The sequence below is a fragment of the Verrucomicrobiia bacterium genome (assembly GCA_023953615.1).
Lineage (GTDB): Bacteria > Verrucomicrobiota > Verrucomicrobiia > Limisphaerales > JADLHS01 > JADLHS01.
The window spans coordinates 718595-732625 of the sequence record JAMLJH010000001.1; the positions used below are offsets into that span (position 1 = coordinate 718595).

Annotated in this window: 13 protein-coding genes; all 13 read right to left on the reverse strand. The window is 57.7% G+C overall.

From position 1 onward, the window contains the following. Positions 1-26: 26 nt before the first annotated feature. Entirely contained in the window at positions 27-683 is a 657-nt protein-coding gene (gene deoC, locus M9920_02795) for a deoxyribose-phosphate aldolase (GenBank protein ID MCO5051212.1), read from the reverse strand. 438 nt (positions 684-1121) lie between these two features. Then, entirely contained in the window at positions 1122-2732 is a 1611-nt protein-coding gene (locus M9920_02800; protein MCO5051213.1) for a hypothetical protein, read from the reverse strand. Continuing rightward, complete coding sequence (locus M9920_02805) at positions 2729-3634, reverse strand: ABC transporter ATP-binding protein (protein ID MCO5051214.1); 906 nt, start codon at positions 3632-3634, stop codon at positions 2729-2731. Before M9920_02805 ends, M9920_02800 begins: the two co-directional genes overlap by 4 nt. Next, complete coding sequence (locus M9920_02810; protein ID MCO5051215.1) at positions 3631-4026, reverse strand: GntR family transcriptional regulator; 396 nt, start codon at positions 4024-4026, stop codon at positions 3631-3633. The genes M9920_02805 and M9920_02810 overlap by 4 nt, the downstream gene beginning before the upstream one ends. A 141-nt stretch (positions 4027-4167) precedes the next feature. Next, entirely contained in the window at positions 4168-4857 is a 690-nt protein-coding gene (locus tag M9920_02815; protein MCO5051216.1) for a prepilin-type N-terminal cleavage/methylation domain-containing protein, read from the reverse strand. 6 nt (positions 4858-4863) lie between these two features. After that, positions 4864-8511: a PQQ-binding-like beta-propeller repeat protein gene (locus M9920_02820; GenBank protein ID MCO5051217.1), complete on the reverse strand. Its 3648-nt coding sequence runs from the start codon at positions 8509-8511 to the stop codon at positions 4864-4866. Positions 8512-8853: 342 nt separating this feature from the next. After that, positions 8854-9456, reverse strand: a complete 603-nt coding sequence (locus M9920_02825) for an SCO family protein (GenBank protein MCO5051218.1) — start codon at positions 9454-9456, stop codon at positions 8854-8856. A 114-nt stretch (positions 9457-9570) separates the two neighbouring features. Continuing rightward, a complete protein-coding gene (locus tag M9920_02830; protein ID MCO5051219.1) occupies positions 9571-10323 on the reverse strand; it encodes a cytochrome c oxidase subunit II in 753 nt (250 codons plus the stop codon). A gap of 4 nt (positions 10324-10327) precedes the next feature. Then, positions 10328-10582 (reverse strand): hypothetical protein, encoded by a 255-nt coding sequence (locus tag M9920_02835; GenBank protein ID MCO5051220.1) that lies wholly within the window; start codon positions 10580-10582, stop codon positions 10328-10330. Further along, positions 10582-10788, reverse strand: coding sequence for a hypothetical protein (locus M9920_02840; GenBank protein ID MCO5051221.1), 207 nt, complete (start codon positions 10786-10788; stop codon positions 10582-10584). The genes M9920_02835 and M9920_02840 overlap by 1 nt, the downstream gene beginning before the upstream one ends. Before the next feature lie 4 nt (positions 10789-10792). Then, on the reverse strand, positions 10793-11107 hold the full coding sequence (locus tag M9920_02845; GenBank protein MCO5051222.1) for a hypothetical protein: 315 nt from the start codon (positions 11105-11107) through the stop codon (positions 10793-10795). 3 nt (positions 11108-11110) lie between these two features. Beyond that, positions 11111-11890, reverse strand: a complete 780-nt coding sequence (locus M9920_02850) for a cytochrome c oxidase subunit 3 (GenBank protein ID MCO5051223.1) — start codon at positions 11888-11890, stop codon at positions 11111-11113. 6 nt (positions 11891-11896) lie between these two features. Beyond that, positions 11897-13702 (reverse strand): cbb3-type cytochrome c oxidase subunit I, encoded by a 1806-nt coding sequence (locus M9920_02855; protein MCO5051224.1) that lies wholly within the window; start codon positions 13700-13702, stop codon positions 11897-11899. Between the last annotated feature and the right edge of the window lie 329 nt (positions 13703-14031).

Consider the following 14031-nt stretch of genomic DNA (forward strand, 5'->3'; position numbering starts at 1 on the left):
GCGGAACAAGTCAAACGGGAGCCACATCATGACGCCTCCAAAAGCTTCAAGTGCGTCGTGCCGATGCGCGCGGCTCCGGCAGCGATCAAGGCTCGCGCCGCCTCAAGCGTTCGGATATTTCCCACCGCCTTGATCGCCAGCTTCGGCGCCAACGCATCCCGAAGCGCTTTGATATCGTCCGCACTGACCCGGCTGTCCGGCCAGAAATCCGTTCCCGTCGCGATGGCTTTCAGCCCCGAATCCGCCACGAGTTCAATGAACTGTAGTCGTTCCGCCGGGGATAAAGCCGCGGATTCAAACGTCACACAAACCGGCCGTTCATCCGCCGCCTCCACCACATCGTGGATCTCCCGCAAAACTGCGCGCGACGAACTGTTTTTCACCTGCTCCAAACTCAGCACCAGCTCAATTTCCTGCGCGCCCAGGTCAACCGCCACTTCCGTCTCGTAACGCTTCACATCCCGGTCATTGAGTCCCAAGGGAAATCCCACCCAAGCGACCAGTTGCGTGGCGCTTTCCTCCAGCGCGTGCGCCGCCGCGAGCAAATGAGCGGTGTTGACCACCAGCGCGCGAACGTCTCGGGCGGAGGCGCAAACCGCGGCGAACTCTGGCGGAGAAACCATTGGCTTCCAGAAAGCCAGATCCGTCCGAGCCGCTAATTCACTGACCGAAAGTTGTGTCATACTTCAAATAATTTGAATTCCTACGTGCATGGGGAGCATGCACCAAGTCCCCGGCTAACGCGAAGCCGGTCGTCCGATGGTAAACCAAACCGTCTCCCCAAGTAGTAGCAAATTCGCGTCGCCCGACACAATCATCCGTGACGACGCGGATTGAATTGGAGTGACGGAAAGCATCAGTAGCGCCCGCATGACCGACGGGATGGCTTCCAGTCATTCTTGCGGCGCTGGCATTTTTCAACCGACTCTGGTGGGTGACGCCGCCCATAAACTGCGCCGAAGCTCATGCTACCTCGGAAAACCGATCGCTCCGCAAGGTCAGGAAAACGCAACAAACGATTTATGGAAAATAAAAACTGCACTTATCAATAACGCGCTTCGCGCTCAGCGTGTAGCATCGAGCACATTGACGCTCCAACTGACGCGGCGTGCGCGGGCGGCTCAAGGCGTGAACAGTTCCCCGAAGTAATAATAAAGCAGGGGCGTCAGGATTCCCGTGGCTGAAAAACAACCCAACCAAATGAACGCGTCGCGCCGCCAGAGCAGAGCCGTCGGCCGAAGGTGATTAAAATTCCGAAGCGCCAGCGCCAGCACCAGAAACGCAAGGCAGAACACGAACGCATTCCAAATACTTGATGGTAATGGATAGGGGATGGAGACGTTTAAGAAAATTAGACCGGATACCCCCAGCATTACGAGGCAGCCCCGCCGCCACCGCCGCCAGCAAAGCGTCACCGCTGCGAGAACCATCACCGCAGCGCCTACGATCAGCACCACTGGCCCGCGCCACAGTTCGTAGCCGAAAAGCGCAAACCAATTACTCAGTAAAAAGCTGTAGGCAAACCACATGCCCGGCCCAAATCCGACCACGAGAATGCCAATGGTCGCACATAACGCCTGGAGGAATTGCTGGGTGAGCGATGACGCATAGAACGCCACCAGTGCCACGATTACACACCCGATGATCCAGCCCTGGATCCAAAAGTTGCTTTCTGGACGCATCAAAGCCAAAGCGACGGGTACCGTCGCTCCTAGCAGAATGCCGCAGCCCAAGGCCACCAATGCCTTCAGCGCAAACTGCCAGTTCCGTGATACTGGCAGACAGAATTGTGCTTCCAGCGTGCCGAACCGACGCTCTTCGGCGATGGCGTTACCGCCCACCAATGCCGGCATGATGATCCAGATGACCCAAAACAGATCCACGGCCACATCGAGTGGAGAATGCCCGGCGGCGGTGTTGGCGAATCGTTGCACGATCAACGCAACGAGCTGCAGCGCCAACAACCCGCCCGCGATCAGGAAGTTGATTTGCTGGAATCGCAATTCCTTGCCCAGCAACGCCCGCAGAGGCCGCGCGGACGGCACGGTGCCCGCCGCGCGGTTCTCCGACCGCCGGCGCGTCATTTGGGGCAACGCCAGGTTACCGCCGGTCCAGGCCGTATCCTGAGCATGGAGGAATTGCCAGCGCGCAAACCAATAGCTCACCACCGAATAGATCAGCAAGAGCACCGTCAGCAGCAGGACTTGCTGGGCGGGCTGAACCATCTCCTCATTAAGGCTGAACACCGTTACCATAACGACAAAGGGAATCAGCAGGGAGATCCAAAAGGCTGCAATGACCTGACGCAACAACAGTGTGGTCCACAACCCGCCCGAAACCGCCGCGACCACAAAAGCCAGCCCCAGCAAGGCCGTTACGACGCCACGATCATCCGCGGGAATAAAGTTTTGATTAACCAGAACCAGGAAGAGGTATAAGAGCCCCACCGCGACCAATAGCACCTTGATTTTGGTGCGCCACAAATCCGTGCGCCGTCGCGGTTGCGCCAGCAACAGCGAGAAGGTGTGCGTATAAATTTCCCGCCCAAAGCTGGTCAATCCCAACAACAAACCACTGATGCCCGTTACAAATATTCCCACCGGAGCAATCTGATCGGCGGCAACGCCCGCCCCCAACACCACGTTCAATAGATTCGGGAGCAGCGCCAGCAGCATGGCGGCTATCCACATCGGCAGCAACAGGCGAATTTCTTTTCGCACCAAGACATTCATGGTTTCGTTCCCGCCAGGGTTTTCGAGACGACAAAAATTTCCTCCAGCGACAACGATTCGCTGCGCAAGTCCTCCGGTTGCAGTCGCTGCAATTGCACCATGAGTTCATCGCCATTCCCGTTCACCAGCAGCTCGACTTCGCGTCCGTCCCACCGCACTTGTAACGCACCGGACACCGGCAGATCATTGAGCGGTTGTTTGAAACGTGCGCGGATTTTCTTAAAACGCTCACGCGCCACATCCGCCGGCAGGGTTAGCAATTCGCGTCCTTGTTCAATGATCGTAAACTCATCAATCAACCCTTCGAACTCGGCGATCAGGTGTGTCGAAACAAAAACCGTGCGCTTCTCCGCGTCGCTGGATTGGTACGCGCCAATGACCGTCTGAATGAACTCGCGACGCACAATGGGATCCAGGCCGGATGTGGGTTCGTCCAGCACCAACAGTTCCGGCTCCGGACAAATCGCGCCGATGAGCGCCAGTTGCGTTTTCTGCCCCTTCGAAAGGTCGGCCGCCTTTTGATCCGGGTTCAGCGCGAATCGCTCCAACAGGTCCGCTTCCATGCGCCGGTTCCAATTCGGACGGAACGAGGCCAGGTATTCCAACGTGTCCCGCACGGTCATCCACGGATAAAACGCCACCGCGTCCGGCACGTAGGCGAGTCGTGATTTGACGACCACTTCGTCGTGCTGAGGATCGAGGCCGAACACGCGCACTCGGCCGGCATCCGGACGCAGCAAATTGAGCAGGCATTTGATGGTGGTGGTCTTGCCCGCGCCGTTGCGACCGAAAAAACCGTAGCAACGACCGGGCGCGACCGTGAGGTTCAGACCGTTGACCGCCTCGAAGCGGCCGTACCGACGCTGTAAACCTTGGATTTCAATAACCGGGGTTGAGTTCATGGCTTCTCCTGTTTGTTTTCGAAGTAATCCAACCGTTCTTTCACCAGCGCCAGGAAATCGGCGCGCTCGACCTGAAGGTGATGTGCCGTCACCACCGCTTCATCAATTTCCTTGAGCAATAGTTTTTGACGCACCGCTTTGGTGAACGGCGTGTTGCCTTCCTTGAGAAAGCAACCCTTGCCGGGAACGGTCTCGATGATGCCCTGGCTCTCCAATTCCGTGTAAGCCTTGGCCACGGTGTTGCGATTGACGCGCAATTCCTCGGCCAACTGCCGTACCGAAGGCAATGCCTCCCCGGCGTGCAACCCGCCCGACGCCGCAGCATACCGCACCTGGTCCACCAGTTGCAGGTAGGCGGGCTTGCCGGTTTTGAAATCCACGTGAAACAACATACGCGCCCAACTGTCCTATTTGCGCATGACAGTAGGACGCTTGGTAAATTTCGTCAATACTTTTTATTCGTCTTTGATCAACCCTTTACGAGCCGGCAAACGTCGGGGACTGTGATGGTCTCAAGGAGTCGGATCTGGTGTTCAGCGCAGACGCGCATCGCGAATGAACTCGGCGTGCCAGTCCAGCATCAGTTGGTTGCGACCACCGCGATGAACGGCCGCGCCTTTGAGTTCAGCCGCCACGGTGGGTGCAGTGCGCGGAAAATACGGGTCCACCGCAAATTCCACGTCGCTTAGTGAAGCGGGACGGCCCGCGATGGGATTGTTCGCTTCACGCAAATCCAGCAATGCCTGTTGCGGGGTTTTGAGCCAAAAATTATCCAACGGCACCGGGTCCTCAATGCGGTCAAACCGCCAGAACCAATAGCTCACCGCGGACCGGGGTTCGTTGGTGCGCGACAACTGCACACATTGCGACCGCGCCATGAGTTGTGGCGCACTGGCCAGTTCGGCGCAGCGCCAGACCTGGGATTCGCCCAGCTCCTGATGAAGCGTGACGGCCGCCCAGCCGCCCCGTGGATCGGATGGCGGCCAATCGGTCCAAGGCCGATAGCCAAGGGCGGTTTTCAAGGTTCGCTGGTCGGGAAAACAGTCAGCGGCATCGGCGAGATACAGGGCAAAGCCCAGACCGATCTGGTGCAGGTTTGAAAGACAGGATGTCTGTCGCGCCTTGGATTTGGCTTTGGCCAATGCCGGAAGCAGCAGCGCCGCCAGCACCGCGATGATGGCAATGACCACCAGCAATTCAATCAGGGTAAAAGCGCGGCGCATGGCACATCACTTTTCCGTCGGCGGCAGCGCAAACGCCACGTACGTGTCACCGTAGGGCGTGCCCAGTTTGTTACCGCCACACGCGGCAATGACCACGTATTGCCGACCGTTCACTTCGTAGGTGGCCGGCGGGGCGTTGCCGGTGTAGGGCAATGGCCCGGACCACAATGCAACCCCGGTTTCCTTGTCGTAAGCCCACAGTTTGTTGTCGCGGGTGCCGGCGCAGAAAACGAGTCCGCCTGCGGTAACAATGGCGCCGCCATAGTTTTCCGTGCCGGTTTTCGACACCCCTTGTGCCGCGAGTTCCGGGTATTCGCCGTGCGGCACTTTCCAGAGCAGTTTACCGGTGTTGAGGTCAATACAGCTCAACGAGCCCCACGGCGGTTGGTTCGCCGGATACCCTTCCGGATCGTAAAACTTGGGATAGCCGGCATCCCGATAACGCGGACGCTCCGTCACGAGTGGCGCGGTGACCGCAGGCCGATCCCGCACCATCAGAAAATCCAGCAGGTGTTGGAGGTCGGCTTGATTGATCACGCTCTCGGGATGCGCCGGCATGGCATTGGTGCCGCGACGCACCACATCGCGGATTTGCGCATCCGCCAACCGATGGCGCAACCCCCGCAAGGCGGGCGCCGTCCCCAGTCCCATGCGGTTCAGGCCGTGACATTGTGCGCAACTGGTTTCATAAATTTTTTGTCCGGGCGTCTTCGGCGCGTTGGGATCGTCCGGCGGATCGTCATCGCGCGCCACCGTGATGAACCAGCCGATGTGGTTCGCCGTCACGTAAAGTCGTCCCGTGTCCGCGTCCACACAGGCCCCGGTCCATTCCGCGCCGCCATCAATGTTAAAAAATAAATTTACGCGGCCCTCGCTGGTTGGACGAAACCAGCCGGTGCTGGCGCTTTTGAATTGGGTCAAGGCAAACTCCGCCGCCGCCTCCGTGCGCTCCGTTAAATCCGCCTGGGTGAATTCCTGCCGGGCAAACGGTTGCGGCAATTCCAAATCCGGCTGGTACGGGGCCGTGATTTCTCCTGGTAAATCGCTCGGGGGCGCGCGCCGCAGGCGGAAGGGAAAAATCGGTTTGCCGCTCACGCGATCGCACAACAACACATGCCCGACCTTGGTGACGGCAGCCACCACGTCCACGCGCTGGCCGTCACGGGTGATGGTGGCCAGATTCGGCGGCGCGGGAATATCCAGATCCCAGAGATCATGCCGCACTTCCTGCAAATGCCAAAGGCGTTGACCGGTGCGCGCATCCAACGCGATCAAGCAGTTGGCAAACAAATTATCGCCACGATGCCCCACGCCGATGAAATTGGGTTTCGGTCCGCCGGTGGTGATATAGGCGATGCCGCGCACTTCGTCCATCGCCATGCCGCCCCAACAATTCGCGCCATACGTGACGGGACGGTCCCAGGTGTCGTAACCAAATTCACCGGGATGCGGCACCGTGTGAAATGTCCACAGGTGTTGACCGGTTACCACGTCGAAGCCCCAAACGTCCTTCTCGAATCCCGGCACGACAACAATGCGCTGGAAGATGGTTGGTCCCGCCGTCGCGGCGCCAAAATCTCCTTGGGCCGCGCCCGGCAGCAGCGCCTTACCCTCATCGCCAAAATCGGAAATGACCTGACCTGTTTGGGGATTCAGCGCGTAAAGAAATTTACCCGCGCAAAACAGCAGCCGCTCACTCGCGTTGGCGTCGCCCGGCCAATAAATCAATCCGCGCCAGGCCGGTTTGCCGGCGGGTTTGAAACGCCACAACTCGACTCCCGTCTCCGCATTGACCGCGGCGATATGTTTGCCGGACGTAGGCGCATACATCACGTTGCCAACGACGATCGGGTTGCACTGAATGAAGTTGTTGCCGTCGCCGGAATGGTAGGTCCAGGCAACCTGTAAATTCGTGACGTTCTGCCGATTGATCTGGTCCAGCGCCGAAAAACGTGTCCCGCCATTGTCGCCGTGCGACCGCTGCCAGGTGCGGTAAGTTTCCCGCTTGGGGAAACCATTCGCCGGCGTAAGTTCATCCGATCGGGCGGCGGGGATGGTTTGATACAGCGGCAGTTTGGCGCGCTCCTCCGCGTCTTCCACCGCCCAATACTTGGGGTCGCTCAAATTCTGGGCAGTTTCGCCAACACGCCACCGTCCGATGGTTTGCGCATCCGCCTTGAAAGCAGTGGCGGCGGATTGTGGAGTGATGGTTCGCACCCCGGTGGAAATCCGCACCTGTTCCACCACTCCGTCACAACCAATCGTTCCCTCGACTAGTTGGCCGATGGCCAATTCCCCGGGAACCGGCTCTCCCTGACGCGGCGAGGCGGGCGCTGTGTGTACCAGCCTGCCGTCCACATACAGTCGGACGCGTTCCGGCTCGATAACGGCCGCAAGATAATGCCATTCGCCATCACAGATGTTGGCGTTGGATTTGAACTCACCGCCGCGGCCCGGTTGGTAAAGACTGAATCCACCGCTGCCGGCATAGGAATACAGCTCCCAATGTTCCGCTGAACTTTTGGGGTCACTGGCCACGAGGATGTTGAAATTACCCGCACTGTTGAGGCGGGCGCGACATTCAATCGTGAGCGGTCGTTGCCGATACTCCGGTTTACCGGCAAGCACCAAACTGCTTGGCGCAATGGATGATCCTGACGCAGCAAGGGCAACTGGTTGCGCGACTTTCGGCCGGGACCAACTGCGCGGTTGCGGTTTGGGGCCGGCGGGCTGGCCGTCCAGTTGTGCGACCAACCAATCCAGCCCGTCGAGGTTGTCTTGGAGACGAAGTTCCGCATCCGCGTTGACCTCCAGAATGAGTCCCACCGGACCGCGCCAGCTGCTGTCGCTGATGACGCGTAAGAGGCGCAAGTCCTGATCTCCCTGTCCGAGCGGCACCGTGCCCAGATCGTGACCGTGCAAGTCACCATCCTTGATCATGCCGTTCAAGGTGATGGCCAGCAGATAAGGTTTCATCTGGTCAAACAGTTCGGCGAACCGGTCAATTTCCCCGTGTCCATGGTGCTGCGTGTAAACCAGCCCCACATTCTCAATACCGCCCTGCCGCAAGCGCCGGATGATCTGAAGCTGATTTTCCGGAACTCCAAACCAGCCACCGTGGTTATACAATGCGACCCGGCAACCGAGCCTGGCCGCAGCGGCGGCAATGGGTTTTACCCGCACCACCAGTTGCTCCACATGAGCCGCCTGCGCCTCGGGCGTGGGTTCGAACGCCTGATCCAGACGCAGATGCGGTCCGCCCTCCAGCATGACCCATAATTGCGGATGAATGTGATTACGCTCGATGCAATCGAGAATGGCGCGCGCCTCGTCATTCAACACGCCGGGAAACCACCAGGCGGTCAGCGCGATGCCGTGGCGTCGCATGGCGGCCACTTCCGCATCGAAGGTCGGGATATGTTCCGCCCGCCAATCGTAGGCCAATTGCGGAATTCCCAATCGCGCGAGCATCTGGGCCCGCGCCTCCGGTCCGCGCTTCTGGGTGTCGAACGGCACGATGCACCACGCGAGAAGATTGGAACGCGCAAAAATATCGGTAGCCGCGCACGCAGGTTGGGGCGCGAGTAGAAATAAAAGGGTCAGCAGCGTAACTGCGCACCCCACCATGCGACGACGCAGACAGTGACGAACCAACCAATGGAATTGAAGCTTTGGTTGCGGGGCAGCAACTCCGCAGACAACAACACGCTCGAACGAGGCTGGAATGAAATCGGCCCGGTTTTTCATGATGACCCGTTGCACGTTAACTGAACCGGACCAAGTAAAGCGAGTGTTTGTGCCAACCGACCAGGTTAGACGGGAATTTATGGCGTTCCGGGCTATCGGCGACTCTACGGCGATCCATCCTTGGGCAGGCCTGTTTCTGCCGCGAAAGACACCCTGGCGACGGTAGGTCAGGCTTCGACTTCGTTCAGCAGGACGACTGTCGAGAAGATTACGCTGACAAAAAATCGGCCGGGTACGAAAGGCTACTTTTTACTCGCGTTCCAGTTGTTTGATGGCGGCGAGAATTGCGGGGCGCACCTGCGCCCATTCGCGATCTTCGTCGCTGGTCTCGAAAATGCCGCGCAATTGGCCCTGCTTATCCACCAGCACAAAAATGGTACTGTGAATAAAAAGATCGTCGTCGCTGGTGCGCTCCGCTGCGGATTTTTCAATCGCCGTCAGCTTCAGGCTGTTAATGGCCAGCGCGGCGATTTCGGATTTGGTGCCGGTCAGAAATTGCCAGCGTTGCGGATCAGCCTGGAAGCGCCCGGCGTATTTGTTGAGCACTTCGGGCGAATCGTAACCGGGATCGGTGGTTAATGAAATCAATCGGACTGGCGCATTTCCGGAGAGCGTTTTTTGTACTTCCGCCATCTGCCGAGTCATGCGCGGACACGGTCCAGGGCAGCGCGTGAAAATGATGTCGGCCAGCCAGACTTTGCCGCGCAAATCGGCCAGCGTCACTGGCTGGCTCAATTGATTGGTCAACGTGAAATCCTGCACCATGCCCAGGACGGGCAGCGCCGTCGCGGCGCTGTGATGGCGTCGCGAGATGATGAGGCTGAGAACCAAGATCAACGCCAGCAGAACCACGCCAATCCACAAAGTCCGAAAGGGAGTTCGTGTTGCTGGGTCCATACGCAGGCTCCGGGCGGCTGCGGTCAGTGGAGACGCATCTCCCACCGAGGCAACGCCAGAATCGGACAACTACTCGAAACTGGCGGAGGCACCCGCTTTGGAGGCCAGCCACTGATCGAATTTCTCCTGGCTTTCCACCACGAGATAACCGCCCGCCATGGCCGCGTGGCCGTTACCGCAAAGTTGCGCGCAGAAGATTTGATAACGCCCCTCTCGCGTTGGCTCGAACCAAATGGGAATCCGCATGCCCGGAATGGCGTCCTGAGCCACGCGCATGGTTTGCAGGCGGAAGGAGTGAATGACGTCTTTGGAACTGATCTGGCAAATCACGGGTTTGTTGACCGGCACGTGAATGTCATTCAGCACCTGCACGTCATCCGCGCCGTGAGTATCCGCCGGGTCCACACCAAACAAGTTGTCCGCCGAAACCAGCTTCATGTCCTGACGACCAAACTGGCCATCGGCACCGGCGTAGCGCGCGTTCCAGGCGAATTGTTGCGCCACGACCTGGATGACGGTGGAATCCTTTTCCTCCGGGAAGCCGCCGGCGTGACGCGCCCAAATGGGGTAGGCCACAAAAATCAGTAGCGCGGCTTCAATGCCGGCCACCGTTAATTCGAGGTAATTTGAGAAATGTCCGCGCATGCCCTTGTAGTCGGCTTTGGCGTTGTTCTTTTTGCTGAACCGCACCAGCGCATAGACAAAATAAATGAACCACCCGAAAAACAGGACGATCATCAGGTAGTGCAAATAGACGATCAAATCGTCAACATTCTGGCCTTCCTTGGAGGCCAACACCGGGAGCTGAAGAAGTTTTTCCATAAACTTAACGATCTACTTGGGTCTCATTGGATTTGGATTCAGGCGGACGGTGACTGCGGCGATTGACGTGGACAAAAAATCCCGCGACTCCGACCAGCACCAAACTCATGATGCCGCCGAGCGAGATAATGCCCCACGTCAACCCGCGGGTCATGGGGGCGCCCGGCTCGCCAAAGCAAACGGCACACGCCCAACCGGAATTCTGGATGAGCACCAGAACCAACATGAGTCCAATCCAATTGAAACCAGACTTACGCATCAGAGATAACTGTGTTGCTTGAGTTTCTTGAGAAAGTAACGACCGTAAATGACGACCGCCACCAAAGCGACCAACGCCGTCACGCCCCAGATCAAATCCGGCGTGGCGCCTTCGGCGCGGTATTGGCGCAGTTTCGTCACGCTCAAGCCGGCGCACAGCAGGCTCAGGACGGTGACGAAAACCAGATGAACAGCTTTTAACGACATAACCTCAAACGCCGGATTTCAGATGCGGCACATCATGATAACCATACGTGCTTAACACCAACAGGGCCACAAAATAGAGCGCGGTGATGAACAACATGCTCAACAGCAACCGGCGCTCGGTTACCAGGTGCATCAAAAAGCAAATCACCAGAGAGGCGTTCACCGCCGCCAGACCGAGGATCAAAGCCAGTCGCACGGAAGGCGCGAGCCCGCTATAGGAGCAACCAACCATCAGGCCGATGCCCACCACGATGACCACGAAAATCGTGGCGTAACGACGCAGGTAACTGTCGAATGTTTTTGCAGGCGTATCACTCATAGTTCAGGTCAGGTAGAATAGCGGGAACACAAAAATCCAAACCAAATCCACGAAATGCCAGAAGAGTCCGGCGGTTTCAACGCGATTGGTAAAACGCGCGGGCGCGGTGAACCACATTTTGCTGCCCGGCCCCCAAAGGTAGGCGAACACGATGATGCCCCCGAGAATGTGGATGGCGTGCAGCCCGGTAATGCTGAAATAAATCGCCAGAAAATTGTTCAGGGCTGGCCCGTAGTTTTTCAGGCTCTTGATGTCCGCGCGGGCAATTTTTAGTTCTTCATGCGCCGGGTGCCCCTTGGCGCGACCGTCCAGGAGTTCAGTGGCGTTCGCCGCGTAATGACCGCGCAACAGGATGTAATCGGCGTCCTTGTTGTTTTCCACCAGGTGTCCGTCCGCAACGCGACCGTCATTCAATTGCACCTGATAGTGGGTGAGCTTGTCGCGGTATTCATAGGATTTGATGCCCAGAAACGCGCACGCGAGCAGAATGGTCAGCAGGCCGAACAGTTTGTAGCGTCCGAATTGCTTCGTCTTCAACGCCGCCCACGCAAGCAAGGTGGTGATGGCGGAAAGCGCCAGCAGGACGGTGTTGATGGTGCCGAGCGTGACGTTCATCCAGCCGTGCGGCCAGGTGTCCGGCGGCGCGCCAATCCGCAGGTAAGTGTAGGCGGAAAACAAACCGCCGAACAACATCACTTCGGAAGCCAGGAACAACCACACGCCCAGCTTGCCATTGTATAATCCGGTATCGGGTCGAACTTTGCTTGTGTAGGGAATGTCCATGCGAAATCAGTGTTTGGCGCCAACGTTGTCCGGTTCGGTCTGCGGCGTGAAATCCCGGCTGAAACCCGGCACGCTGTATTCATAGGGGCCGCGATGCACCACCGGTTCTTTGCGGAAATTGTAAACCCAGGGCGGCGTTTCAGTCTGCCACTCCAGCGTGGTGGCGTCCCACGGATTGTCATTCGCCACTTTGACGCCTTTTCTCATGCTGATGAAGACGTTGAGGATGAAAGGAATCTGCACAATCGCCAGCCCGATCGCGCCCCATAAAATCACGCGGTTCATTTCCATGATCATGTTGGGCAAACTGCCCTCGGCGCCGGTGTGCGATAAGGCGTAGTTGATGCCGCCATCCGACATGCGCCGCAACATGCCGGCCATGCCTTGCGAAAGCATGGGCATGAAGATCACGTTCATGAAGATCAACGATCCCCAGAAATGCACCTTGCCCCAAAATTCATTCATGAAGCGGCCGGTCATTTTGGGATACCAATAATAGATGCCGCCAAACACGGCGAAGATCGTTCCGGGCGCGACCACGTAGTGGAAGTGGCCGATCACGTAGTAGGTGTCGTGCAAGTGCAGGTCACTCGCGCTGAAACCCAGCGGCAGACCGGTGAGTCCGCCAATCGCGAACATCGGCAGGAACGTCAGCGCGAAAAGCATGGGCGTATTGAATCGGATGCTGCCGCCCCAGAGCGAAATCAGCAGGCAGGTCAAAATGATGACCGAGGGAACGGAAACCATCATCGTGGTCGTTTGGAAGAACGTGGCAATCACCGTGCCCATACCAGTGAGATACATGTGGTGCGCCCAGACCAGCACCGAAAGGAAACCCAACGCCAGCGACGCATAGACCATGGATTTGTAGCCCCAAAGCGGCTTCCGGATGTTGTTCGCGATGATCTCCGCGACAATGCCCATGGCCGGCAAAATCAACACGTACACTTCCGGATGCGCCAGAAACCAGAACAAGTGCTGCCACAAGATCGGGCTGCCACCACCGGCCGCATGCGCCGCGGCCCCACTGACCGCCAGGCCGGTTGGCAGGAACATGCTGGAGCCGGTTAGCTTATCCACCAGTTGCAACAACCCGGCGGCTTCCAGCGGCGGGAACGCCAACAGCAACAGAAACGCCGCTACAAATTCCGTCCAGATAAAGAACGGCAGGCGCAGCCAGGTCATGCCCGGCGCGCGCAATTGGACGATGGTGGTGATAATGTTCACCGATCCCAGCAGCGAGGAAGTGATGATGAACACCATGCCCACCAGCCAGTAGGTTTGGCCATCCGTCGGAACGATCAAGCTCAACGGCGGATAAGAGGTCCAACCGGATTGTGCCGGCCCGCCGGGAATGAAGAAGCTCGCCAACATCACGATTCCGCCGAACAGATAGAATTGATAGCTCATCATGTTCAGGCGTGGGAACGCCATGTCGCTGGCGCCCACCTGAATCGGCACGAGGTAATTGCCAAACGCGCCGGTCAACACCGGCACCACCGCCAAAAACACCATGATCGTGCCGTGCATCGCGCCAAACATGTTGTAAAGATCCGGCGAAACCACCCCGTTGATCGCCGCGTCTTTGAAAACCGTTTGCAAAAAATTCCCAATCAACGGCACGGCTTCACCGGGATGCGCAATCTGCCAGCGCATGATTCCCATCAAAAAGAACCCAAACAGCATGAACGCCAGCGACGTGTAGCCGTATTGAATTCCTATGATTTTGTGATCAATGGAGAAAACGTATTTCCGTAGAAAGCCCGGCTCGGAATGAGATCCGTGGCTCGGGTGAGCTTCAGGCTGCGACATAAACGGTATGAGAGATCAATAATAATTCAAATTCGTTTTGCTAAATCAGAATTCGCAAAATGCGGACGGGAGTAAATAATTTCGCAACTTCAGTGTCAAGGGATTTCAATTGCCTTTCAATTGCCTGTCTCGACTCTTTGAGAATGTCCCCTATTTAATCCAATAAAAATATCCCCGCCCGGAAGCAGCCATGATAGTCACTATGACCACGCTGGCGGCTCTGCGCCCGTAATGGAACTGGCCAGTAACGTAAGTTGCGTGCGTTAAAAATCGAAAGTTGAAAGTGCGTGTGCCGCATTCCAAAAGCTGGCGCAGTCTCAATCGCGGCA

Excerpts from the sequence above, each read along its gene's own strand:
- deoC (MCO5051212.1), bottom strand. The coding sequence starts at position 683 with ATGACACAACTTTCGGTCAGTGAATTAGCGGCTCGGACGGATCTGGCT.
- M9920_02800 (MCO5051213.1), bottom strand. The coding sequence starts at position 2,732 with ATGAATGTCTTGGTGCGAAAAGAAATTCGCCTGTTGCTGCCGATGTGG.
- M9920_02805 (MCO5051214.1), bottom strand. The coding sequence starts at position 3,634 with ATGAACTCAACCCCGGTTATTGAAATCCAAGGTTTACAGCGTCGGTAC.
- M9920_02810 (MCO5051215.1), bottom strand. The coding sequence starts at position 4,026 with ATGTTGTTTCACGTGGATTTCAAAACCGGCAAGCCCGCCTACCTGCAA.
- M9920_02815 (MCO5051216.1), bottom strand. The coding sequence starts at position 4,857 with ATGCGCCGCGCTTTTACCCTGATTGAATTGCTGGTGGTCATTGCCATC.
- M9920_02830 (MCO5051219.1), bottom strand. The coding sequence starts at position 10,323 with ATGGAAAAACTTCTTCAGCTCCCGGTGTTGGCCTCCAAGGAAGGCCAG.
- M9920_02835 (MCO5051220.1), bottom strand. The coding sequence starts at position 10,582 with ATGCGTAAGTCTGGTTTCAATTGGATTGGACTCATGTTGGTTCTGGTG.
- M9920_02840 (MCO5051221.1), bottom strand. The coding sequence starts at position 10,788 with ATGTCGTTAAAAGCTGTTCATCTGGTTTTCGTCACCGTCCTGAGCCTG.
- M9920_02845 (MCO5051222.1), bottom strand. The coding sequence starts at position 11,107 with ATGAGTGATACGCCTGCAAAAACATTCGACAGTTACCTGCGTCGTTAC.
- M9920_02850 (MCO5051223.1), bottom strand. The coding sequence starts at position 11,890 with ATGGACATTCCCTACACAAGCAAAGTTCGACCCGATACCGGATTATAC.
- M9920_02855 (MCO5051224.1), bottom strand. The coding sequence starts at position 13,702 with ATGTCGCAGCCTGAAGCTCACCCGAGCCACGGATCTCATTCCGAGCCG.